Raw genomic sequence first — 22203 nt, forward strand, 5'->3', positions numbered from 1 at the left:
GGTATTAGGTATTAGGTGTTAGGTGTTAGAGTAAATAAATTTTTAAACATCTAAACTCATAAACTGACAAGCGAAATAAAAAATTAATCAAAAGCTAGTGGCAAATCGCCAAGAGCTAAAATATAAAATCAAAAAAAATTGAAAACATATTCTGTTGTCATCGTAGAAGATCACGTATTATTATCCCAAGCAATTGGTGGCTTAGTCGATTCATTTGAACGATTTAAAGTCAGCTATTTGTGTAAAAACGGAAAAGAACTAATTACACGTTTAGAAGAGAAAAATACCAATACGCCCGATATTGTGTTAATGGATATTAATATGCCATTGATGAATGGTATTGAAACGACAACCTGGATTACAGAACATTTTCCAAATATTGATGTTATTGGACTTTCTATTGAAGAAGACGAACGCACTATTATTCAAATGTTACGTGCTGGCGCGAAAGGATATTTGATGAAAGATGTAGAAAAAAGTGTCCTTGAAATGGCGCTTAATGAAGTAATTACCAACGGTTTTTACCATTCAAAACATGTGACAAATATTTTAATAGGATCGTTAAATGGAAAAGGAAATTCTGGAACGAAACTGAAAGAAAATGAAATTGAATTTATGAAGTTGGTTTGTACGGAAATGACCTATAAACAAATTGCCGATCAAATGTGTTTAAGTCCTAAAACAATTGATGGCTACAGAGATGCATTGTTTGAAAAACTAAATGTGAAGAATAGAATTGGGCTTGTAATTTATGCAATAAAAAATAAAATCTACTTACCGTAGATTAGGTTTTGGGTGTTTGGTTTTGGCACGCTTTGCCGTTGGGTATTTGATACAAAGTGTTTATACTTTATAACTCATAACTCATAACTCATAACTCATAACTCATAACTCATAACTCATAACTCATAACTCATAACTCATAACTCATAACTCATAACTCATAACTCATAAACCACATTACGATTTCTTATTCAACGTAATATCACTATACTTAGCGTTGATATTAATTTCACTACCTGAATTTGCATTCTTTTGATACCCACGAACAATGGTATTGAACTGCGTTTTATTTTCAATTCCTTTTACAGTTTCTGGATACGAAATTTTAGAACTTGATCCTATATAATATAGTTTAAAGGCAGAAGTTGGTAATTGAATTCGTGCGTCTGTGTTTTCTAAAATAATATCCAAGGTTTTAAAATTTTCTCCAACATTGTGAATTAACAAGTTCCCAAAAGTTCCACTTATAATTGCCTTCTCTCCTAGCGTTCCAACACTTACTTTAGAAGAGTTTGACATTAAATTGATGTTTTTTACAGTTTGTAAATCAACATTTTCCACAAAATTTACTTTCAATGCACCATCATTCCATTTAGTAACATGAATTGGTGCATACGACGTTTCTATCGTCGTATTTGCACCTTCAATAACATTGGCATACAAAGCTGCGTGTGACAGCTTTGCATCCATATTTTCACCTACCGCAGCAATGGTTACCTCTCCATGACGTACATTGAGTTTTAACTTTGCCTTTTTAGGCATTCTTATTTTTATGGTCTTTTTTACCTTTAAATGTTTTCCATCACTAGAAATAAAGAAAATATTATCGTCCTGTCCATGCTTCAAATGTGCTCTTCCTTTTAATTCAAGAACTTTTGCAGATTCCAATCTCTTTAACGCTAGTTTTTGTGTTTTTAGCGCTTTTTCTTGATATTTTTTTGCCATTTTAAGAGCTTTCTCTTGTATTTTGGCAAGTTTTTTTTGCTGTCCTTCTTGGCTTTTCATGAACTTCTTCAGCACTTTTTCACGCTTTTTATGTTGTGCTTCAAATTTCTTCTTCCACTTCTCCATTTCTTCTTTGAATTTCTTCTCATCAAAGTCAGATTTGAATTCTTTTTGCCATTTTTTCAAATATGCTTCTCCATCTTTTTCAAATGCTTTGTAGTCAAATTCTATATCAGCCATTGACTCTATTACAATTTCAGGTAATTCTGGAATTTCAACAATTTCTGCCATTTCTGGAAATTCAGCTATTTCGGCTATTTCAGCAATTTCTGGCATTTCTATTTGTTCAATAATGATTGGATCTGCTAAGACAAATTCATTCGCATTACCGAATAAAGAATGACCTCCTTTAGAAGTAACCGTGACTTTTTCACTGTTTCCAATAGCTTTAAAATTCCACTTTTTCATGTATGCTTCCATTTCTTCGTCGGTTGCATCTTCTACTTCAATAGTGGCAGTAATTTCTACTTTATTTTTATTCCAAGTATCAAATTCTACATCGGCATGTGATGTGTTTATATTTAAAGTAACATCTTTATTTACCGTAAAAACCTCTTTTTTTGTTCGTTTTTTTGATTGTGAATATCCAAAGGTGATCACTAGTAATGCGATCAGTACACTTTGTGTTAGTTTTGATTTATGCATCGTTTTCTGATTTTTTTAGTTCGCTTAATTTTTCCTTTAATTGGTATAGCAATTTCAGTCTAAATTGTAAGTTGTCAATCATAGCATTGACCGTTTGTTCGTTAGGCCCAATATCTGTTAATTCTTGTTGCAATACTTCGTGTTCTTTGTTCAATTGAGACAATTTTTTCATGTAACTTTCAAACAATTGTTTCCCAATTTCGGAGACTTCAACTTGTGTCAATTCATAATTAATACTTGCCACATAATAGTCTTCAATCTTTTTTAAATCGGGAGAAACATCGCCTAAGCTTTTTAAAGAAGGTTTTTTAGCGTCTGCCTCGTCTGTATTTGCTACTTCAGCATCTAGGATGACTAGTTCTTCTTGTAATTGTTGATATGCCAATCCGCCTAAACTGAAAATTAAAATAGCAGCAGCAGCAATTTTATAAATAGAAAATGAACGTTTAGTCACCTGTTCTTTTTCTTTTGGCAATGCAGCTTCCAATCGTTCTAAAAAACGAGCTTCATGTCCGTCAGACAATCCTTTTTTGATATGTAATGGTTCTTTTTTCAACAAATCTTTAATATCCTGTCCCATGACGCTGCTTTTTTAATGCTTGTTGTAACTTCTTTTTTCCTCGTAATAATTGTGTCCGTGATGCTGATGTTGAAATACTCAATATTTCTGAAATCTCTTGATGATCGTATCCTTCTAACAAGAATAAAATCACAACGACTCGGTATTTATCGGGCAGATTTTCAATTTCAGTTTTCACTTCTTCCAACGTAGTATCATCACTTGTTTGCCAATTATTTTCATCCGCAACCACTTCTAGCTGCGCTTCGTCAATAGTGATATAATAATTTTGTTTAGCACGTAATTTGTCTAAACTTTTATTAATGACAATCTTTTTTAGCCAGGCTCCAAAACTTACTTCAGCTGTATATTGATCGATCTTTTGAAATGCGTTGATGAATGCTTCTTGCATGGCATCTTCGGCATCCTGTGTATGTTTCAAAAATCGATTGGCAACAATAAACATTCCTTCACAATACTGCCTGTACAGATGCAGTTGTGCTTTCCTGTCGTTCTTCTTACACTTTTCGATGAGCTCAATTTGAGACATACAATTGGTTCGCTTTTGTGGTTTTGGTTATTGCTATACATCTCTAAAGACGTAGTAGTTTTTACAATGTGACAATAAATTATAAAAAACATGTCAATTGCTGTGTTTTTTTACGTTTTAATTTCTTTTACCTTTTCGCTTATGCTATATTTTACAATGGTTTGCTCGCTATTTTTTTAGCATTTTATTTTTTTAAAACTTATTATAATTTATGGGACAACCGTACCTCATTAAATACTTTTTCATGTAATTTTATTTATAACCAAAAAACAAATACCATGAAAAAAAGAAGTTTAAAAAACAAATTGACTATTAGCAAAAAAACGGTGAGCAACTTTAATATAGATGCTGCGAAAGGCGGAACAGGTTATTCATTTAGATGTGGACCATCAAACAATGCAATGTGTACTTTTGATGACGCATGTTTTAGCAAAGGTCCTGGATGTAGCAGATGGCAAGTATGTTAAATGCATAGAAAATTATTCATAAAAGCAGAAACATACTTCGGTTGGTTTCTGCTTTTTTTATGCGTAGAATAGAATCATACTTGCATAGGTTATTATTTTTATTGAAATTTAAAAAGTTAAATCAAGAAATTATGAACATAATTGATGCGCTTTACGGAGGTCAGTACTCCGAATTAGAGAATAAAGGTTACGATGTACAAAAAGGACGCTTTTATGGAAATCTACTATTTACCGCAATAATTCTTATCTATCTTTTTATTGTCATCATTGTTTTAAATTTTATTTCTGAAGATATTTTGGATGATTTAACGAAACCTTTGCAAAGTGTTTTTGGAAGAAGTATGGGAAAAGCTGCCAGTCAAATTGTAGCCATACCATTAATTGTCATTATATATTTGGTAGTAGCATTGCTTTTTGGTTCTAAGAAACGGTATGAAAAGAGTTACCAAACTTTTTCAAAAGCAACAAAAGAAGAAAAAGACAAAGTTTCTGGAAAACTGATAGGAATTTTTATAGTTGGGTTGCTTTTGTTAGTTATACTAGCAATTTCTAGTTTGTTTTTGTAGGTATTAATTTAGTAGTGAGGTGTTAGTAGTGAGTATTGAGAAGTTTCTTTTGTAACTTATTTCTAAAAAAGTAAAATCATTCGTGCATTCGTGATGAAAAAATAGTATTTCCAAGTATATCTTGATACAATTTTTCTCCGTTTTACTACAAAAAATCACTCGATATGACGTTTCAAATAATCTAACGATCTAAAGAGTCTAAAAGGCCTAAAAAAAGAGGCCATTTACTCTAAAGTAAACAACCTCTATCCTATTCTAACAAACTAGTTGGTTTAATATATGTTCAGGTACTTGCTTGTAATCTTTCAATTTTAAGCTAACTGAACCTTTTCCACTAGTTAAGGTTCGTAATGACGAAATGTATCCGAAGGTTTGCAGTAAGGGTATTTCTGCATTAACCTTTCTTCGGTTTCCGTTTTCATTGATCGAAACAATCATTCCACGACGTTTATTAATGTCAGAAGTCACATTTCCAAGATACTCTTCCGGACAATTAATTTCTGCATCCATCACTGGCTCTAATAATACAGGATTCGCTTGTTTCGCAGCTGTTCTAAAAGCTTGATGCGCTACAGTTTCAAAATCTGAACTGTTCGAATCCTTTTCGTGCATTTTTCCATCCAATAAGGTAATTTGCATTCCTTCTACTGGATATTCTAATAATGCGCCAGATTTCATCGCTTCTCGGAATCCTTTTTCAACAGCATTGATACAATCTTTCGCAATTACACCACCTTTGGTTTGATTTACAAATAACAATCCTTTTTCATTATTTGTTCTCGGTTCCATTGTGAATGTAATTTCCGCAAAACTTCCACTTCCTCCTGTTTGTTTTTTCAACATTTCAGTATGTGTTACTGCGCTTGTCAATAACTCACGATAGGAAACTTTCGGATTTCCTTTGTTTACTTCTACTTTATAATCACTTCGTAACTTTTCTATACGAACTTCCAAATGCAACTCGCCCATTCCGTGTAATAAGGTTTGTCCTGTCTGATTGTCGTAAGAAGCGCGCAACGAAGGATCTTCGTCTAAAAGTTTCGCCAAAGCATCACCAAAATTCTTTTCATCATTTTTAGAAACTGGTTCTATTGCTAAACTTATCACAGCTTCAGAAACTTCTATCGATTCTAAAGCAAACGGTTTTCCAAGTTCGCATAAAGTATCACCTGTTTTCACATTTTTTAATCCTATTAATGCAACAATATCTCCCGCATTTGCTTGATTCAATTCTGTGAATTTATCTGCTTGGATACTTAAAATTCGACTGACTCTATTTTTTGCTTCAGTTCTAGAATTTAATACTTGTGTTCCAGCATCAATACTTCCTGAATACAATCGTACCATTGCCAATTTACCAACGTACTTATCAACGATGACTTTAAAAACAAACGCTGATAATTGTTCGTCAACCGTGCAAGCTAAGGTTTCCGTTTCATCAGTTATCAAATTGACACCTTCTACTGTTTCAATATCTTGCGGTTTTGGTAAATAATTCGCAACAGCATCTAATAAAGGCTGTACACCAATGTATTTATACGCTGAACCGCACAACATCGGAACGGCTTTTCGTTCCAGCGTAATTCTTCTTATGGCTCGATGTAAATCATCCATCGTACTAACAACATCATCCAGATATTGTTCCATAATTGCATCATCAAAATTTGCAATACGTTCTAGTAAGATTGATCGCCATTTTTGAGCTAATTCGACTAAACTTTCAGGAATTTCAGTTTCAGTACATGACTTTCCATAATCGTCCGCAGTCCAATACATTGCTTTCATTGTTAATAGATCAATTACACCTTTAAAATCGTCTGCATCTCCGATAGGAATTTGAATTGGCAAAGTTGTCGCACCAAACTCCTCTTCTATTTGAGCTAATACTTTGAAATAATCGGCGCCAATTCTGTCCATTTTATTGATGAATCCAATTTTTGGAATCTTATACCGTTCTGATTGACTCCAAACCGTTTCCGATTGCGATTCTACTCCCGAAGACGCACAAAATAAAGCAACCGCGCCGTCTAAAATTCGTAACGAACGTTCTACTTCAATCGCAAAATCAATATGTCCAGGTGTATCTATGATATTAATTTGATACAGCTTGTCATTGTATTCCCAATCTGCAGAAATTGCCGAAGAGGAAATTGTAATTCCGCGTGAAGCTTCTTGCGCATCACTATCGGTTACTGTATTTCCATCATCTATATTTCCAGGTTTATGAATGGTTCCTGTGTAATAAAGTATACGCTCGGTTGTGGTAGTTTTTCCAGCATCTACGTGCGCAATAATTCCTATGTTTCGTATGTCTTGTAATCGTTTCATTTTGTTCTAATTTAATAATTTTATACTCTTTCTTTTAGCGGAAAGCATCTTTTTTTCAGGCTTTTCAGAATTGAGTTTTGATAATCATTTCTTGAGATCCCGTTTTTCAACGGGATTAGTTCAACTTACACTTTTGAATTCGCCTAACGGCTTTTCAAAAATGAGTTTCACTAAAAAAGCCTCTCATTACGAGAGGCTTTACGCTAAGTTTGTACAATAGCAATCCTCTCCTACGTTTGTAGAAACATTTTAGTTACTATGATTTTTAATGTAAACATGATGTTTGGGATTTTTTGTTCGTTTAAAATGCTATTGTAAATAGTCGATTGAAATTGGGTAGAACAAAAAAGACTTTCTAAAAAGAAAGTCTTACGTATATTTTATATGAAGATTTGTCTTTTTAGAATACCAGTGTTGCTCTACCAAGAAACACAGTTCTGATAGCGCCGTTTAATGCGATGATGTTAACGTTTGTAGTTTTCATTTTCGTAAAATTCTGTGGCAAATATATATTTTTATTGCGAATAAAAAAATTTAGTTCCTAAAGAACATAAACGCAACCCAAACAAATACAGAAGAGAAAAAGATTCCGATGGTATTGGCTGCAAATGCTTGTTTACGTTCAATATTGAATAAATAAGTAGCAATTGTTCCTGCATAAACACCAGTTCCTGGGACAGGAATCATTACAAAAAACATTAGTCCCCAAAAACCGTATTTTTGAATTTTGTCTTTGGCTCCTTTTTTTGCTCTTCTCGCTACCCATAACGCTCCTTTTTTGTAGGATCGATAGCGTAAAAAGTATCTATTAACGTGATTTAGAAAAAATATCATGACAGGAAACACCAATACATTTGCAACAAATGCTGCTACAAAAATTACATACGGATTTACATCTGATTGCAACCCAATAGGGATTCCAACTTTGGCTTCTCCTAGTGGAGAAATGCTCCACAGCATGGTTATTAGTATATCTTCAATCACGGTTTTATTTTAAAGAAATGCAAAATTACGTGAATTTGTACTGTGAACAAATTTTACTGATGTAAAGTTTTGGTAAAAATTCATTTTACAATTGTATACGTGTTCATATCGCTGATTTATAGTCAAATCTTCCCTTTTTAGTGTATTTCGTATCTTTGAATTACTTCCAATAGAAAATTATATGAGCGCTACACGAACTATTCATCCAGATTTTGAACACTTTTTACATTTAAAACCAGATAGTTGTATTGAATTGTTTACTGATTTGAGAAGTTTTGTATTGCAATTCTACCCTGATGCAAATGAAATTTTATATCATACACATGCACTTACCTCTGTATTTTCGATTTCTGAAAAACTTTCAGATGCTTTTTGTATGATTCCCATCTATACGAAACATTTGAATTTGGGCTTTAATAAAGGAACACTTTTAGAAGATCCGAAAGAGTTATTACAAGGCACAGGAAAATTGATTCGACACATTCCTATTGTAACTACAGCCGATTATAGAAATGTACAGGTAGAAGCGCTCGTGCAAAATGCCATTGATTTTGCCATTTCTGATATGAAAAAGCCTTCAAAAATGATTGGTAAAACAATTTCTAAGATTAAAAGGTAACTTTTTTCATTATATTTATACATATACGGTATTAAAATAGCATAGTTATGATTTCATGGATAATTGCATTTTTTGGAGAAGTATTTATTATTTCTGAAGAATGGAAGTTTTATAAGAAAAAAAAGGAAAGACGCGCATACGAGAAAGAAAATAAACTTTCTAAAAAACGTATGTTTTCACCGCTTACACAAGCGTTTGCAGTAGTTCCAATTATTATTGTTGCTGTTTCTTTTTTGTTTTATTCGTTTGTAAAACCAGTTCAGCAAGAGCGAGATACAAAAGATACGCTACTTTCTATTACATATTTATTAAATCAAGATAAAGTACAAAATGGCGTATATCCTGAAAATATTATTGAACTTTCTCGTAAAAATCCAATTCATGGCGATTTAACTATTGATGGTTGGGAGCAAGGAATTATCTACCAAAAAATAGAAAATGGAGCCGCTTACACCCTAGTTTCAAAAGGAAAAGATGGAGTTTTAAATACAGATGATGATATTTCGATGACTTCTAGTTTGGAATAAATTCACGTTTTGATTTATTTTTCTTACAAATTTTATTATATTTACTACTGATGAAAAATTTTAAATCTTATCGAAAATTAATTTCCTATGCAAGTATGGGTGTTTTTATGCTAATTTCTATTGTATTTTTCTCTTCTTATATTCCAATGAAAATACTTCAGGTAACTGAAGATAGACTAGATTTTACGACTTTTTTATTGCGTTATGAAAAAAAAGAAACTGGTGAATATCCTTATGATATAACCTGTTTTGAGAATAATAGATTTGATGTGAAAAATGTACTTATTGATAGCTGGAAAAATACTTTTTATTATGAACGATCTGATAATGGTCAAGCATATCTTTTAGTATCTAAAGGCAAGGATGGTATTCTTTTTACAGATGATGATATTTCTAGAAGCTCAAAAGATATAAAGCACTAAACAATTTCTTTTTCTACATATATGCAATAGCATGAAAAGCATTTTAACATTCCAAAAAATAGTCTCTTATATTAGTATTGCTGTGTTCTTCTTAGTTACAATACTATTTTTTTCGTCTTATATTTCTATGAAAAAGGAACGAGTAACGAAGTGGAGATTGCGTTCATGTGCAAAATTCTTAGCTTCTGAAAAAGCTGCTGTCAACGAATATCCTTATGAATTGAGATGCTATATAGATCAAGGATATAGACTTAAAGATGGTTGGGGAAATGTGTTTGAATATGAATGTATTGACGATGGAAAAGACTATGTTTTATTTTCTGTAGGTAGTGATGGTATTCCGTATACAGATGATGATATATGTCCTAAAAAATACGATTCAACTTACAATTGATTACTTTTTAAATGCTTCCTAAATTTTGCTGTTCTTAATTTCTTTAAAATCAGAAACAACCATATTCTCAATGGTATAATTTTGGTTTTAATTATATTTGAAGTGTTCATTATTAATAAAAAATAGGTGCCAAAATTTTGAATAAAACTTCACTCCTATTTTTAAAACAATATGCGTAAATGAATCCACTCAAAAAATTTGAATCTTGGTTTAATGAAGAATGTAAACTAAGTCAATTGCGTCTTCCTGCCGCATGCTGTTTGTCTACAATTGGCGTTGATGGGTATCCGAACGCACGTTTTGTATCGCTTAAAGAAGTTACGGCAGTTGGTTTTATAATTACGGGAACACTTTCTTCTCAAAAAGGTGTAGAAATTGAACAGAAACCAACAGCTGCTTTGACTTTTTGGTGGACAGCAACCGAACGACAAGTTCGAATACAAGGTGATGTTATTGAAATTTCCCAAGAACAAGCTATACGCTATTTTAAAGAACGAAATAGAGATTCGCAATTAGTTTCTACCATTTTTGATCAAGGGAAAGCGATCAAGAATTTTGATACGATGCAAGCCCTTTTTCAACAGAAAAAAGAAACATTAGACATTTCTACTATTGAAAAACCTAAAAATTGGAGTGGCATCTGCATTCAACCAAAACGCATTGAATTTATGGAATTTAAAACGAGTAGATTACACGAACGTATTGTTTTTGAAGGCGAAATTAGAAATTGGAAATCTTACTTCTTGCAACCATAATACGTAATTTATGACTTCAAAAATTGCATATATAACTGATATTCATCTTGATGAAGACTTTCCAATCAATCAAGGAATTGATACGCGAAAGAATTGGGATATTATTTTAAATGATGTAAAATCCAAAGGAATTACTTCTATTATTTTTGGCGGTGATATTGGTGAAAAATCTTCAAGCGCTTATTTTTTTGATTCGTTAAAATCCTTTGATATAGCTGTTTCATTGGGAAATCATGATGATTTTAATGAAGTTATAAAATATGATACAACTGTTTCTAACACCAATAAGAAAGCATTTTATTATACACAAAATACTTCCTCTTATAAGTTTATTTTTCTTGATTCTAGTTTGAATACAATTGATGATGAACAATTTATTTGGTTTAAAAATGAATTGATTACCGATAAGAAAATCGCAATTTTTATTCATCATCCAATTTTACCTGTCCATACAGAAGTAGATCGAAAGTATTACTTGATTCACAGAGATAGATTGCGTTTGGAATTAGAACGGCTTTCTACTAAAGTTACCTTATTCTCTGGTCACTATCATTTTGATGATGTTCAAACGTATAAAAATATTACTCAATATATTACCTCAGCTGCATCATATCAAATTGCTAAAATTCCTGATGGAGTTAAAATTGAAACTGCTAATTTTGGGTATCGCATTCTTGAATTTACTGAAGCTGGCATTGAAACTGAACTGATTTTATTCGATACTAAATAAATTCATTACCATTCTTCTTGTGACCTGTATTTCTATAGATACAACTCCTAAAAGCGAAAAAGCATCTTATGTATCTTTGTTTTATTTCAAATAAAAAATAAAAAAATTGCAATAGATTAAAAAAACTCCGTCTTTTAAATCAAAAGCCAATCATAAAAGGTTTTAAATGAGTTTGGAATCAGACAATAATAAAAAGCTTAAAGATTTTTTTGGAAGAGAATATCAATCTCTCAAGGTTTTTGTGAACACCAAAATAAGAGATACTGCAAATCGTAATGCAGAAGACATTATTCAGGATGTTGCTTTAAAACTTTTTTCGGGAGCTGATAGATATGCTCCTATAAATAATGTTGCTGGTTTTGTGTATGCTTCCATACGAAATAGAATTATTGACATTATGCGAAAACCTAAAAAGGTGGAGCCAATAACGATTGATAGTGAGTTTTCTGAAATCGCAGAGATGTTGCAGCAATCTGCAGACGATCCAATTTCTGAAGAAATGATTGCGCTTTTAAAGCATTGTATTAAACAGCTCAATCCGCCATATAGAGACATTATTATTGCTGTTGATATTGAAGGATATTCGTATAAAGAGATTTCAAAAGAAACTGGAATTCCTCAAGGAACTTTAATGTCTAGGCGCCATAGAGCCATTGGAATATTGTATAAAAAAATAGAATTAGAAATTAATAAAAAATAAAATATAGCAGATTATGAGAAATTATTTTGCCCATAAAATGAGAACAAAATCTCCATTACACATTGCTGGAATGATTGTTTTTGGAGTTATTGCAATAACAGGATTAGCCATTTTATTTGGTTTTGTTATTATGTGGTTGTGGAATTGGTTGATGCCAGAAATTTTTGGACTTACTACACTTACATACTGGCAGGCTGTTGGTTTGTTTATACTATTAAAATTACTTCTTGGAGGTTGTGGAAGCAGCAGTAGCAGTGGAAAATCATCAAAACATAAATGTAAAGACGATTCAAAAACTGATTTCTCTAAATGGAAGCATTACGATCAATTTTGGGAAGAAGAAGGCGATCAATTATACAAGCAATATATTGAGCGACAAGAAAATACAACAGATATTACTGAATCAGAATAACATTTAAAATCCTAGAATCATTTTGGAAATTTTAATCTTTCAAACAAATATTAAGTCAGCGGAAAACGTGGCTTCTATAGAACCTGTATTAAACAATCATACGCATATTTTAAATTGGTCAATTGATCTTGAAGATATTGATAATGTACTAAGAATTGAAACGACAGCTTCTTTAACCGAAAAAGCTGTCATTGAAATGGTCAAAGAACACGATTTTACTATTGAAGCATTGGCAGATTGAAGAATGTTGTAAATGGCATTGAGGGAAATCTAAAATTAAACAACCTTGATTGACTTTAGATTGAATAACACTAAGTAATAGAAATAAACGTTCTGATAGTACACCAACCTATGTACCATCATGAGACTATTTGTTTTCGGTGTTCTTTCTTTGTTATTATTTTCCTGTTCAAAGCAAAAAGCACCAACTATTATTAAATCAAATTCCCAAAGTTCTATTGCATTTCTATATTGTATAAAATTTGATGATGGTTTTGTTGTTACTACAGAAAATAATGAACTATACTTTTTAAACTCAAATTTTGAAATTGATACGGATCTTACACAAAAAATAAAGCCAGGAATTCCTCCTAGATTTTTTGCTATACATAAAGGAAAACTACTCATGTATGACAATAGAGAGGAAAAAGATGGTCCTTATATGCTTACTTCAACTAAAGAATGGGTTGTTGTAACTGATAAAGATTTTAGCGATGTATTTTATGAAGACGAAGATTATATCGTGAGTTCGCAATGCAAAGGTGAATTTGGTGGGACTATATTTTTTGAGCATAAGAAGACAAAAAAAATATATAGTTGCGTAGCAAGTTGTTTAACCAGTGTTAATAAACTAAACAATGTCTACTATTTAACAAGTGCATTAGGTCATTTAGGAGCTTCTAGCAAAATACTTGAAATAAAAGATCCTACAGCTTTAATCGAAGTAAAAAAAGGAACTCCTATAAAAAATAATTGGTGGATTAACAAAGGATTGACTCATGACGATTTACTGAAAGGAACTGAAAAAATTATTGACACTTTTGGTCTTCTTATACACGATGCCTTTATTATTAAAAACAAATTATACTATTTAAACGAAACAGAAATTAGCAATTCTTCTTATGGAATGTCAATGGGAAATGTATTACTTAGTGTAGTTAAAGATCGAAAATTAATAACTGTTGATACTATACATACTGGTAGTACGGCACTAGGAACACTCCAGAAAACGAATAAATATTCCTTCTACCTTTTCAATTATTCCAATAAGAAAGTTTTTATCACTAGATCTAAAGATACTATTGATGTAGTTGCGTTAAATATTAAAAAAGAATTATAATTACTTTTTAAACACTTCCTGAATTTTGTCATGCTGAATCTCCGAAAAATCTGAAATGACCATGTTCGCAATGCTGTAATCTTGATTTTTGGAATGTACACTGTCATAACCTACACAGAAGATTCCCGCAGCATTTGCCGCTTTTATTCCGTTGGTTGAATCTTCTATGACCATACAGTTTGCACGCTCATACCCAGTTGCGTATGCTGCTTTTTCAAAGATTTCTGGATGTGGTTTGGATTGTTTTAAATCGGCACCACTAAATTTTGCAATGAAGTATTGATTCAAGTCAAATCGTTCAAAAACATTATTAATTGTCATCATAGAAGCCGAAGAAGCTAAGACAAGTTTGAGTTCTCTTTCATGATATTCTTTGATAATGTCTAACACACCATCAATCAATGTTAAACTCGGATCGTTCGCAAATAAATGCTTAAAGTTGTTACGTTTTAGCTGCACTAAAGTTTCTGGAGCTTCAGATAAACTAAAATGATCACATAATTTTCGGCAAATATTTATGGTAGATTGACCTGTGAACGATTGATATAATTGCGGAGAAACATCTATACCTACTTCATCAAACATACCATTATAGGCTTTATGATGTAATGGTTCAGTATCTACAATTACACCATCCATATCAAATAAAACTCCTTTTAACATTGCTTCTATTTTTTGGCGAATATACTAAAAGTGTGTTGATATTTGTGTGATACTATATTATTTGAAAGTTACGTTTTTATGACTATTTAAAAAGTATACGTTTTTTATAAAATCGCTGCACTTCAATAATTCCCTTCACAGCTTATATATCAACATTTTGCATTGAAAAATATAGTGTTTTTTTCTGAAAATAAAATCCGTATGTAACTCCTAATTATCTCTATAAATGTTATCTATGATATTTTATAAAAGGTCATATAAAGTGTTTTTTTTAGTGTTTTTATTGGCATTCTTTTGTTTCAACAACGACAAAAATTTAAACAACCATGAAAAAACAATTATTCACAGTTTTAGCAATTATTTCTTGTAGCTTTATGTACAGTCAAGCTGATAATACATTTCCTTATCCCAATAATGGAGATGTTGGAATTGGTACAGGAATCGATCAAAATAATGTAAACTTCAACTTTCAAGTACACGGAATTACAGATTACATTATACGCTTGGAAGAAGCGCAACAAGATATTCGTAAAAACGCAAAATCTGAAAAAGCTGCCGGAGTACTGAATGCTGGAAAAACAGCCCGAATTGGAATTACAAATACAGAAACTGGCGCTTTATCTAGCGATGGAGCTATGTTAAGAATGTCTAAATTAAACTTTTACATTACAAATCAAGAACGTAAAATTTTATCTATTACTTCTGGCGCGGTTGGAGTACGACTTCATGGAGATCATCAACGAATTTGGATGGGATCACAAAGTTACTACACTCCATCTACTAGTACTGATTTAGCTTCAACCAATATTGGAACTACTTCAGATAATGGATTGTATGTTCATACGAGAAGTTCTTCAGAAGATGCATATGGTGTAAGTGTACGTGCTCGTAAAGACACACAAAATGCACTTCAAGTAGTAAGTACTAATGGAAATGATGTAAACTTTGCTGTAAAACCAACAGGTGAAGTATATGCTAGAAAGTATGTAACTACACTAAATCCTTTCCCTGATTATGTATTTGAAAATGATTATAAGTTATTGTCATTTGATGAATTACGTAGCTATATCGCTCAAAATAAACACTTACCAAATGTACCTTCTGCAAAAGTTGTAGAGGAAAATGGTGCCGATTTAGGAGAAATGAATCGTATTATGGTAGAAAAAGTTGAAGAATTAACCTTGTACATCTTACAATTAGAAGCACGTTTAAAGAAATTAGAAGAAAAAAAATAACACACAACTATGAAAATATTTAATAAAATATGCATTTGGTGTGTTATCCTTTTTATTGGAACTGCTTCTGTACAAGCGCAATGTGATAATGATGTTAGTACAGATCCGGAAAACCCAACAAATAATGCACTTCCAAAAGATTTACTGAATCCTGATGGTGATGAACGCTATTTAAACGGAACCAATTGGTTTCCATTAACTCCAGGAGGAAGTTTAGAAGATTTTGACCTAAGTAATATGTTTTGGTCAGGAACGCCATTGTTAGAAATGGACAATATTTGGGCACCATCAATTCCACATTATAATTATATTAACACATCGCCTAGACCTATACCAAAAAATGGTTGGGAACTCTTATTAGTTAACCTTGGGCGTTATCCAAATGATATAGATGTGGCCGATAGCAATGAGACATTTCAAGCCTTACCATACATTGTTATTTACAACCGATACTCTGGTGTTGTTCGTGTATTTGCCAATTTCGGATTAGACCAATTGGTAGGTGACGGACCTGATGCCGTAGAAGTTGTAATGAGTTTTGTACTTAATAATGATAATTCTGGTGCTACTGGATTGACACGTTTATACAGTGGAAAAGATTTACCGTTGGATCAAAATTCGAAAGTCACAACCATGAAATCTTTGGCAAAAGCAACAAATGCACAGCGTCAGTGGTTCTCAGCTGATTTTCAAATTGCCTATGACCCATGTACGTGTTACTATCCGTCAAAACTTCAATTAAGTTTTAATCAAATCTCAGAAGAAGACATCGAATTACACGGTAGAAGTTTATCTGTAGAAGACGATCTAATTGACGGTGACTTAAAACTTGATCCAATGACGTTCCTTACAGGTTTTGATGCTTCTGGAAACGATGCAGAAAAAGGAGGAATTTTAATTTACAAAGGATTACAAACTTTAGTAGACGATTATATTGCACGTTATGAGAAATACAAAGCTGATTTACTCGCTGTGAATAGGCATAATAAAGTTGTAGAGCATAATTTAAATGTATTAAAAGCTTTAAAATATACGTTATATGCTGTGTTTACTTTAGGAGCAGATCCTACTGCAATTGATATAGGTCCAATAGCAGGTGATGAATGGTTTACCAAATTGAAAGAGAAATATGGAGCTTTCATAAAAAAAGCAGATAAACTAAAGACTTCTAATATATTAAAACTAGCCAAAAAGGTTCTTGGTTCTGATGCCAAAACCTATATTGAACAAAACTTTGAGAAAAAACCTGCACCAACAAAACCAAAAACGCCTAGCGTAACGTTTACAGAAATGCATTTTGAAGGATCAATTATAGATTCGCAAATAAAAGGTGGACCAACCTTTTATACACCAGGAACATACGGAACAGCAGCTACACAAGTACTAAATACAGGAACTGGTGACATGGAAGATCCTATTCTGCAAACCATGTATGAATATCCTGTGTATAATGATGTTTTAGGAAGTTTTGCACTATTAAACAGTCCAGCAATTACAATTGCTAATCGCTATATACCTGACAGTGTTTTTGAAGATACTTTTTTAGTGGATGCATATTGGAATCCAATTCATTACAAAGCATGGAGTCGAGAATATCAACTTAAAATCAGCAACGATTTAATGTATGCACTAAACGAAACGTTGGATATTAAAAACCATGAAATCAAGGCAGCATTTCGATTCAAAGCAAAAACAGATGTTTCACTGAATGGACAAGTATATTACAATGTATTTTTAGATCCGCATTATACAACCAATGTAAATTCTACAAATTATGATGTAGATGTGTATGATCCTTGGATTAATCAAACGAATACGCCTTTTACCAATAGTGTAGCATCAAATTGGCTAGGTTATGGCGGTGATTATGGAGATGAAGATGGAAGCTTTCAGACTTCTTTTGTTCCACTAGATGCATTGAAAAACTTTACAGTAGGTCTTGGTTTAAAACAAGAATTCTTCGATTTCGGTTGTGTCGATTGTACATTTCCTGATGATCCAAACTTTCCTCTAGAAGTATTTCAAGGATTTCATTTTGAATTTTATGATATCGAATTGGTATTGATGGTTGATATTGAGTATGAAACGAAAAACGAATACGGAGAAAATAACACAAGTACACAAATTTTGACTTTTGATATTAAAGGTGATAATATTGAGTACAGTAGTGAACCATATACGTATGATATAATTGATCCAAACCTTCACAATCAATATGATACAACACTGTCTAATGAAAACTTAGGTTTTGAAGATGTTGTCTTTGATGGAAGTCCTGTAGAAGGTTGCTGGCTTAATGGAACAGAATACAACTGTCGTGCTTGGAACAATATTGATATTACTGGAAACTTAAGTACAACTGGTGGATATACTGTAAATATTATAGCAGGAAATCAGATTGAAACTTCGCCAGAATCAATTATTTCTCCTGAAATATCTATGTGGATTGATTCTCCATTCAATCTTTCTCAACCTATGATACATGCAGATATGGGGCAAATTAATGCGTTTTGTAACAGTAGTGATTATAAGGCAAAAATTCAAGATCCATCAGTAGCAGGTCGTGCAGCCAATACTGAAGATGTATTATTTGAAAAATCTGAGCTTAAAGATAAAGAGACTCTGGAAGGAATTCATCTGTATCCAAATCCAGCAAACAACTATGTCAATCTGTATATTGATAAAGAAAATATAGATAAAGATATTAGCATAGAAGCTTTTGACTTGGCTGGAAGAAAGTATGCCTTAGAAATGAATTCACAAGGATCATCGTCCTTTTCTATAAATATTGAGAATTTGGCTTCGGGAATTTACTTTGTAAAAGTATACGATAACCAAAACTTATTAAAGACATTGAAGCTAGTTAAAAACTAAACAGCATATCTATTTATAGCTTTAATAATAGTCGAATTTAATTGTTTATTAATGGCGATTTTCTAGAAATAGGAAATCGTCATTTTTATGTATCTACCAATTTAAACACACAAAATACTCGTTTTAAATTCTTTTTAAAGTAGTATATTTAGCCCGCAAAAATATAATTTATGACTATTCACGATTTCACAACACAATCTTCTTTATTAAATCAATTTATTTCTGAACTGCGCGATGTTTCTATTCAAAAAGATTCTATGCGTTTCCGCAGAAATATTGAACGTGTTGGAGAAATTCTGAGTTATGAATGTAGTAAAGTGTTAGAAAATACTTCGGAAACCGTAACAACACCTTTGGGAACAAAAGATATGACATTGCCTGTAAAAGACGTAGTTATTTGTTCTATTCTACGTGCTGGTTTGCCATTGCACCAAGGAGTTTTAAATTATTTTGATCAAGCTGAAAATGCTTTTGTTTCTGCCTATCGCGATCATATTGATGATGGAGATGAATTTGAGATTGTTGTAAATTATATGGCAACGCCATCGTTAGAAGGGAAAACTTTGTTATTGGTTGATCCGATGTTGGCAACTGGTCGCACAATGAAAAATGTATATGAAGTGTTGTTGCAACAAGGAACGCCAAAAAACATACATATCATGTCTGTATTAGGTTCTACGGAAGGTGTCGATTATGTACAAGAACATTTTCCAGCGCACACACATTTATGGATTGCTGCCGTTGATGACACCTTGAATTCTCGCGGATATATTGTTCCTGGATTGGGCGATGCTGGAGACTTGGCGTATGGAACGAAGCGTTCGTAGGTTTTTAGATGCGCTTTGCTTTTGGAATGTTGGTATCGCTTTCGCTCTTAGACGCGCTTTGCTTTTGGAATATGTAATAATTTCGAGTGTATGTAACTAATAAGTTATCATCTATATATCAATTAAATTAACGACAGTTTTTTATTCATTTGGCAGAATATATACCAAAGTAGTAAAATCATCTGAGACTTCTTTCAAATCATTTTTTATTCCTATGGGGTTTTTGATTAGCAATTCTGGGTCGTAAACAAAGCAGATTAAAACTTTACAATCGGAATGTTTACTATAATTTGCTTTGTCAATTATTAATTGTTCACCAATTTGTTTGTCTTTTAAATTAGTTCTCGTTTTTTTTACTTCGATAACAATTTTTTCTTTTTTTAATAAAAAATCACTTCTCTTTGAACTACCAGCATAACTAGGATTCCATTCTTCTGCTCTAATATCATCAAAATGAATTTTTAGTAGTCCGTGAAGTAAATCTTGGACATCGTACTCATCTTTTATTTTTATTGTATTTCTTGGAATTCCTTCTTCTTTTCTTCGATTTTTTAGTTGATTAACAACAGAATGAAATCGTTTTAAAATATTTTCAACTTTTTCTATGTCAGTTGGATTATGAATTTTAGTTAAAATTCCTTCTCGTTGGTCAGACTCTATTTCTGCAAGGTTTATAAATTTTTCAAAAACTTCTATTGTCCTTTTTCTATTTCCATTAATAGTCAGAATTGGAATAGGAATTTCTTTTGATTTTGAAGTAAGTTCATTCACAGATTCTACAAAGTAATTTTCAAATGACTTTAAATGATCTATGAAATTTTTGACTTGTAAAATTAAATCTTCAGAGGTCGAAAATTTTTCAGGTATTGATAAATCACTAAAATCACCTCCAATTATATGAGTTATCTCACGCATACATTGAACAATATAGCTAGAATTAGGGAATTCTCCATATCCATTTGAAGGACGATATTCATTCATATCCAAAAGAAAGTCTCTATAGTTAGAGTGAACAAATTTTTCTAAATATTTTCTTGATTTTGGGATAAAATTTATGTCGATTTCCATTCTTTTATTTTGCTTATTGCCAACCTATATATAACAGAAACTCCTGTTATTTCTACTATAACCAAATCTTTTTTTATTAAATATTTAGCTATTTTTAAAACTACAATTTTCTTACTCAAAGTCAAAGTCATCCTAAGGATTTTTCAGGTTTGCACTCTTGTTTTGCTACTTCGATGTTTTATTAAAAAAGCAAAAACGCTACATTATGTTACTAATGAGCGTTTTTACCAAAACACGTCTAATTTTTTTACTGTCTAATTTCTCCTAGAATAGCATCTAAAGCATCTGGTTGAAACATAGAACTATGATCTCCGTTGTCAATTTTTAGAACAGTTGCATTCTTTGTTGTTAGAAACTGTTCCTCTGCTGCTGTTAGACTTCCTACTGCTTCATCTCTTGTTCCAAACACATAGATTACATTGGTTATGTCTTTTGTTGCTAAAAGCTCTGTAAATCTGTTTTTTCCTAAGCCTGCTTGCAATCTAGTTGCCGATAATTCTCCACCACTTACTGTTCCATCACCATCTGCTGTTGGCGTTACACCATCAGGAAAACCGTATAAATTTCCGTCTCTGAATCCTTCCCAAACAATTGCTGGCATATCTAAACGTCCAGCCATAATGACTACTTTGTCTGCAATATTTGGTTTCGTTGCCAATACATTTGGTAAAATAAAAGATCCGAAAGAGTGAGACATTGCAATTACAACTTTACCTTCATCTTTAAAATGCTTTAAAACTTCATAATACATTTCTGTAGAGATGTTGTCTTCAGCTATCGCTTGATCAAAAGTAATTTCATTACTTCCTATTGTTTGATTGATATGCTGTGCCTGTTTTACATATACTCTGTAGTAATTTTGAAATTGCGACTCTTCTGCATCTTGTGTATCTAATGAAGGTGTTGGCCCTCCATGTGCATATACAATTACGGTATCTTTTGTGGCAGTTCCTTTTGCTTGATATAAATCTTGAATCGCTGTTGGAATCACGGTTTGTTGATATCCAGTTATCGTTGTTGTAGTAGCATCATCATCTGAGTTACAAGAAGTAACTAATGTTCCAATAAATAGAACTAATAGATAATATTTGATATGTATTCTTTTCATAGTATTTTTTAAATTATTCTGTAATTAATCCGTATTGTGTAATTTCTGCTTCTGTCATCCAATGAATGTTATCTGCTGAAGCCGCATTTATAGTATAGAAATAGAAGTCTCTCGACCACTGATTTGTATATCCTATACTTTCATAGTATTGAATGTATCGTAAGTGTTCAGTACTATCGTTAGGATAATTGGTAGCTTCATTTCCACTTCCATCTGCCCAAGAATGTACACCGATTTGAGTATTGTTACCTTTAGTTCTTTGTACGCCCGCTAAAAAAAAGTCAACACCTCCAGAAGCAATCAATCCATTGTCAAGTATATGTGTATTAATGCCATTCTGACGAACCTTTGCTCCTACTTGAAGATTTATTTCATCATCACTAGAGCCAGGAACTTCTGCCATGTGAATTTGTTTGATTTCAGGATGTCCAGCTAGCATGTTGTTGAAATCTTGCAAGGTTCTGCTTTTAATTTCTCCATTCATAATTACAGTTTCATTATCTGATTGAACCGTGAAAATATCAAAGACATTTACTGTTGAATAATCTATTGTTGTAGCATCATCGTCGCTTTTACAAGATGTCAATAGTGTAGCAACAAACAATATCAATATGCTGTATTTTACATGTATCTTTTTCATAGC

General features: G+C 32.2%; 25 protein-coding genes. 16 read left to right on the forward strand and 9 right to left on the reverse strand.

All coding sequences use genetic code 11. The features are described from left to right. The first annotated feature begins 138 nt into the window (after positions 1-138). Positions 139-783: a response regulator transcription factor gene (locus tag ACRBBL_RS11050; protein ID WP_431369109.1), complete on the forward strand. Its 645-nt coding sequence runs from the start codon at positions 139-141 to the stop codon at positions 781-783. A gap of 177 nt (positions 784-960) precedes the next feature. Here the strand turns inward: ACRBBL_RS11050 and ACRBBL_RS11055 are convergent, their stop codons facing one another. The 3 genes from ACRBBL_RS11055 to ACRBBL_RS11065 are packed head-to-tail and all read right to left on the reverse strand — an operon-like array spanning position 961 to position 3542. Beyond that, a complete protein-coding gene (locus ACRBBL_RS11055; RefSeq protein ID WP_431369110.1) occupies positions 961-2433 on the reverse strand; it encodes a hypothetical protein in 1473 nt (490 codons plus the stop codon). Beyond that, positions 2426-3013 (reverse strand): hypothetical protein, encoded by a 588-nt coding sequence (locus ACRBBL_RS11060; protein WP_431369111.1) that lies wholly within the window; start codon positions 3011-3013, stop codon positions 2426-2428. Before ACRBBL_RS11060 ends, ACRBBL_RS11055 begins: the two co-directional genes overlap by 8 nt. Further along, complete coding sequence (locus ACRBBL_RS11065; RefSeq protein ID WP_431369112.1) at positions 2997-3542, reverse strand: RNA polymerase sigma factor; 546 nt, start codon at positions 3540-3542, stop codon at positions 2997-2999. Before ACRBBL_RS11065 ends, ACRBBL_RS11060 begins: the two co-directional genes overlap by 17 nt. Before the next feature lie 278 nt (positions 3543-3820). Between ACRBBL_RS11065 and ACRBBL_RS11070 the strand changes: the two genes are divergently transcribed. Together ACRBBL_RS11070 and ACRBBL_RS11075 are read left to right on the forward strand one after the other, a co-directional pair. Next, entirely contained in the window at positions 3821-4009 is a 189-nt protein-coding gene (locus ACRBBL_RS11070) for a hypothetical protein (RefSeq protein WP_431369113.1), read from the forward strand. Between the two features lie 131 nt (positions 4010-4140). Next, positions 4141-4575, forward strand: coding sequence for a hypothetical protein (locus ACRBBL_RS11075; RefSeq protein WP_431369114.1), 435 nt, complete (start codon positions 4141-4143; stop codon positions 4573-4575). 255 nt (positions 4576-4830) lie between these two features. Here ACRBBL_RS11075 and fusA read toward each other — a convergent pair whose 3' ends face one another. Together fusA and ACRBBL_RS11085 are read right to left on the reverse strand one after the other, a co-directional pair. Continuing rightward, the gene (fusA, locus tag ACRBBL_RS11080) at positions 4831-6903 is read right to left on the reverse strand and encodes an elongation factor G (protein ID WP_431369115.1); all 2073 of its coding nucleotides are present in this window, start codon (positions 6901-6903) and stop codon (positions 4831-4833) included. Between the two features lie 534 nt (positions 6904-7437). Further along, positions 7438-7863, reverse strand: a complete 426-nt coding sequence (locus tag ACRBBL_RS11085; RefSeq protein ID WP_431369178.1) for a COG2426 family protein — start codon at positions 7861-7863, stop codon at positions 7438-7440. Between the two features lie 205 nt (positions 7864-8068). Here ACRBBL_RS11085 and ACRBBL_RS11090 point away from each other — a divergent pair, with 205 nt between their 5' ends. From ACRBBL_RS11090 to ACRBBL_RS11135, 10 genes are all read left to right on the forward strand, one after another. Then, on the forward strand, positions 8069-8506 hold the full coding sequence (locus ACRBBL_RS11090; RefSeq protein ID WP_431369116.1) for a DUF1801 domain-containing protein: 438 nt from the start codon (positions 8069-8071) through the stop codon (positions 8504-8506). A gap of 47 nt (positions 8507-8553) precedes the next feature. Next, positions 8554-9033: a hypothetical protein gene (locus ACRBBL_RS11095; RefSeq protein ID WP_431369117.1), complete on the forward strand. Its 480-nt coding sequence runs from the start codon at positions 8554-8556 to the stop codon at positions 9031-9033. A 50-nt stretch (positions 9034-9083) separates the two neighbouring features. After that, positions 9084-9455 carry a hypothetical protein gene (locus ACRBBL_RS11100; RefSeq protein ID WP_431369118.1) on the forward strand — a complete coding sequence of 124 codons (372 nt, stop codon included), beginning with the start codon at positions 9084-9086 and terminating at the stop codon, positions 9453-9455. A 127-nt stretch (positions 9456-9582) separates the two neighbouring features. Beyond that, positions 9583-9849, forward strand: a complete 267-nt coding sequence (locus ACRBBL_RS11105) for a type II secretion system protein GspG (protein ID WP_431369119.1) — start codon at positions 9583-9585, stop codon at positions 9847-9849. 179 nt (positions 9850-10028) lie between these two features. Next, positions 10029-10604, forward strand: a complete 576-nt coding sequence (locus ACRBBL_RS11110; RefSeq protein ID WP_431369120.1) for a pyridoxine/pyridoxamine 5'-phosphate oxidase — start codon at positions 10029-10031, stop codon at positions 10602-10604. A gap of 10 nt (positions 10605-10614) precedes the next feature. Beyond that, entirely contained in the window at positions 10615-11334 is a 720-nt protein-coding gene (locus ACRBBL_RS11115) for a metallophosphoesterase family protein (protein ID WP_431369121.1), read from the forward strand. Positions 11335-11500: 166 nt separating this feature from the next. Then, on the forward strand, positions 11501-12034 hold the full coding sequence (locus ACRBBL_RS11120; protein WP_431369122.1) for an RNA polymerase sigma factor: 534 nt from the start codon (positions 11501-11503) through the stop codon (positions 12032-12034). Positions 12035-12071: 37 nt separating this feature from the next. Continuing rightward, positions 12072-12446: a hypothetical protein gene (locus ACRBBL_RS11125; RefSeq protein ID WP_431369123.1), complete on the forward strand. Its 375-nt coding sequence runs from the start codon at positions 12072-12074 to the stop codon at positions 12444-12446. 22 nt (positions 12447-12468) lie between these two features. Next, positions 12469-12687 carry a hypothetical protein gene (locus ACRBBL_RS11130; protein WP_431369124.1) on the forward strand — a complete coding sequence of 73 codons (219 nt, stop codon included), beginning with the start codon at positions 12469-12471 and terminating at the stop codon, positions 12685-12687. Positions 12688-12807: 120 nt separating this feature from the next. Next, the gene (locus ACRBBL_RS11135) at positions 12808-13785 is read left to right on the forward strand and encodes a hypothetical protein (RefSeq protein ID WP_431369125.1); all 978 of its coding nucleotides are present in this window, start codon (positions 12808-12810) and stop codon (positions 13783-13785) included. Here ACRBBL_RS11135 and ACRBBL_RS11140 read toward each other — a convergent pair whose 3' ends face one another. Then, complete coding sequence (locus ACRBBL_RS11140; protein WP_431369126.1) at positions 13786-14448, reverse strand: HAD family hydrolase; 663 nt, start codon at positions 14446-14448, stop codon at positions 13786-13788. Between the two features lie 326 nt (positions 14449-14774). On the opposite strand from ACRBBL_RS11140, the gene ACRBBL_RS11145 reads away from it, so the two are divergent. The 3 genes from ACRBBL_RS11145 (at position 14775) to upp (ending at position 19384) form a co-directional block, all read left to right on the forward strand. Further along, the gene (locus ACRBBL_RS11145; protein WP_431369127.1) at positions 14775-15683 is read left to right on the forward strand and encodes a hypothetical protein; all 909 of its coding nucleotides are present in this window, start codon (positions 14775-14777) and stop codon (positions 15681-15683) included. 9 nt (positions 15684-15692) lie between these two features. Then, positions 15693-18557 (forward strand): T9SS type A sorting domain-containing protein, encoded by a 2865-nt coding sequence (locus tag ACRBBL_RS11150; RefSeq protein ID WP_431369128.1) that lies wholly within the window; start codon positions 15693-15695, stop codon positions 18555-18557. 170 nt (positions 18558-18727) lie between these two features. Further along, positions 18728-19384: a uracil phosphoribosyltransferase gene (gene upp, locus ACRBBL_RS11155; RefSeq protein WP_431369129.1), complete on the forward strand. Its 657-nt coding sequence runs from the start codon at positions 18728-18730 to the stop codon at positions 19382-19384. Between the two features lie 141 nt (positions 19385-19525). Here upp and ACRBBL_RS11160 read toward each other — a convergent pair whose 3' ends face one another. The 3 genes from ACRBBL_RS11160 to ACRBBL_RS11170 all read right to left on the reverse strand — a co-directional run bounded on the left by ACRBBL_RS11160 (position 19526) and on the right by ACRBBL_RS11170 (position 22200). Beyond that, entirely contained in the window at positions 19526-20452 is a 927-nt protein-coding gene (locus ACRBBL_RS11160; protein WP_431369130.1) for a hypothetical protein, read from the reverse strand. A 247-nt stretch (positions 20453-20699) separates the two neighbouring features. After that, positions 20700-21560, reverse strand: a complete 861-nt coding sequence (locus tag ACRBBL_RS11165; RefSeq protein ID WP_431369131.1) for an alpha/beta hydrolase — start codon at positions 21558-21560, stop codon at positions 20700-20702. A gap of 13 nt (positions 21561-21573) precedes the next feature. Then, positions 21574-22200, reverse strand: coding sequence for a hypothetical protein (locus tag ACRBBL_RS11170; RefSeq protein WP_431369132.1), 627 nt, complete (start codon positions 22198-22200; stop codon positions 21574-21576). Positions 22201-22203: the final 3 nt, after the last annotated feature.

The sequence above is a fragment of the Kordia sp. genome (assembly GCF_050633145.1).
Classification (GTDB): Bacteria; Bacteroidota; Bacteroidia; order Flavobacteriales; family Flavobacteriaceae; genus Kordia.

Coding starts and splice junctions, on each gene's coding strand:
- ACRBBL_RS11055 (WP_431369110.1), bottom strand. CDS start 2,433: ATGCATAAATCAAAACTAACACAAAGTGTACTGATCGCATTACTAGTG.
- ACRBBL_RS11060 (WP_431369111.1), bottom strand. CDS start 3,013: ATGGGACAGGATATTAAAGATTTGTTGAAAAAAGAACCATTACATATC.
- ACRBBL_RS11065 (WP_431369112.1), bottom strand. CDS start 3,542: ATGTCTCAAATTGAGCTCATCGAAAAGTGTAAGAAGAACGACAGGAAA.
- ACRBBL_RS11070 (WP_431369113.1), top strand. CDS start 3,821: ATGAAAAAAAGAAGTTTAAAAAACAAATTGACTATTAGCAAAAAAACG.
- ACRBBL_RS11075 (WP_431369114.1), top strand. CDS start 4,141: ATGAACATAATTGATGCGCTTTACGGAGGTCAGTACTCCGAATTAGAG.
- fusA (WP_431369115.1), bottom strand. CDS start 6,903: ATGAAACGATTACAAGACATACGAAACATAGGAATTATTGCGCACGTA.
- ACRBBL_RS11085 (WP_431369178.1), bottom strand. CDS start 7,863: ATGCTGTGGAGCATTTCTCCACTAGGAGAAGCCAAAGTTGGAATCCCT.
- ACRBBL_RS11090 (WP_431369116.1), top strand. CDS start 8,069: ATGAGCGCTACACGAACTATTCATCCAGATTTTGAACACTTTTTACAT.
- ACRBBL_RS11095 (WP_431369117.1), top strand. CDS start 8,554: ATGATTTCATGGATAATTGCATTTTTTGGAGAAGTATTTATTATTTCT.
- ACRBBL_RS11100 (WP_431369118.1), top strand. CDS start 9,084: ATGAAAAATTTTAAATCTTATCGAAAATTAATTTCCTATGCAAGTATG.
- ACRBBL_RS11105 (WP_431369119.1), top strand. CDS start 9,583: ATGAAAAAGGAACGAGTAACGAAGTGGAGATTGCGTTCATGTGCAAAA.
- ACRBBL_RS11110 (WP_431369120.1), top strand. CDS start 10,029: ATGAATCCACTCAAAAAATTTGAATCTTGGTTTAATGAAGAATGTAAA.
- ACRBBL_RS11115 (WP_431369121.1), top strand. CDS start 10,615: ATGACTTCAAAAATTGCATATATAACTGATATTCATCTTGATGAAGAC.
- ACRBBL_RS11120 (WP_431369122.1), top strand. CDS start 11,501: ATGAGTTTGGAATCAGACAATAATAAAAAGCTTAAAGATTTTTTTGGA.
- ACRBBL_RS11125 (WP_431369123.1), top strand. CDS start 12,072: ATGAGAACAAAATCTCCATTACACATTGCTGGAATGATTGTTTTTGGA.
- ACRBBL_RS11135 (WP_431369125.1), top strand. CDS start 12,808: ATGAGACTATTTGTTTTCGGTGTTCTTTCTTTGTTATTATTTTCCTGT.
- ACRBBL_RS11140 (WP_431369126.1), bottom strand. CDS start 14,448: ATGTTAAAAGGAGTTTTATTTGATATGGATGGTGTAATTGTAGATACT.
- ACRBBL_RS11145 (WP_431369127.1), top strand. CDS start 14,775: ATGAAAAAACAATTATTCACAGTTTTAGCAATTATTTCTTGTAGCTTT.
- ACRBBL_RS11150 (WP_431369128.1), top strand. CDS start 15,693: ATGAAAATATTTAATAAAATATGCATTTGGTGTGTTATCCTTTTTATT.
- upp (WP_431369129.1), top strand. CDS start 18,728: ATGACTATTCACGATTTCACAACACAATCTTCTTTATTAAATCAATTT.
- ACRBBL_RS11160 (WP_431369130.1), bottom strand. CDS start 20,452: ATGGAAATCGACATAAATTTTATCCCAAAATCAAGAAAATATTTAGAA.
- ACRBBL_RS11165 (WP_431369131.1), bottom strand. CDS start 21,560: ATGAAAAGAATACATATCAAATATTATCTATTAGTTCTATTTATTGGA.
- ACRBBL_RS11170 (WP_431369132.1), bottom strand. CDS start 22,200: ATGAAAAAGATACATGTAAAATACAGCATATTGATATTGTTTGTTGCT.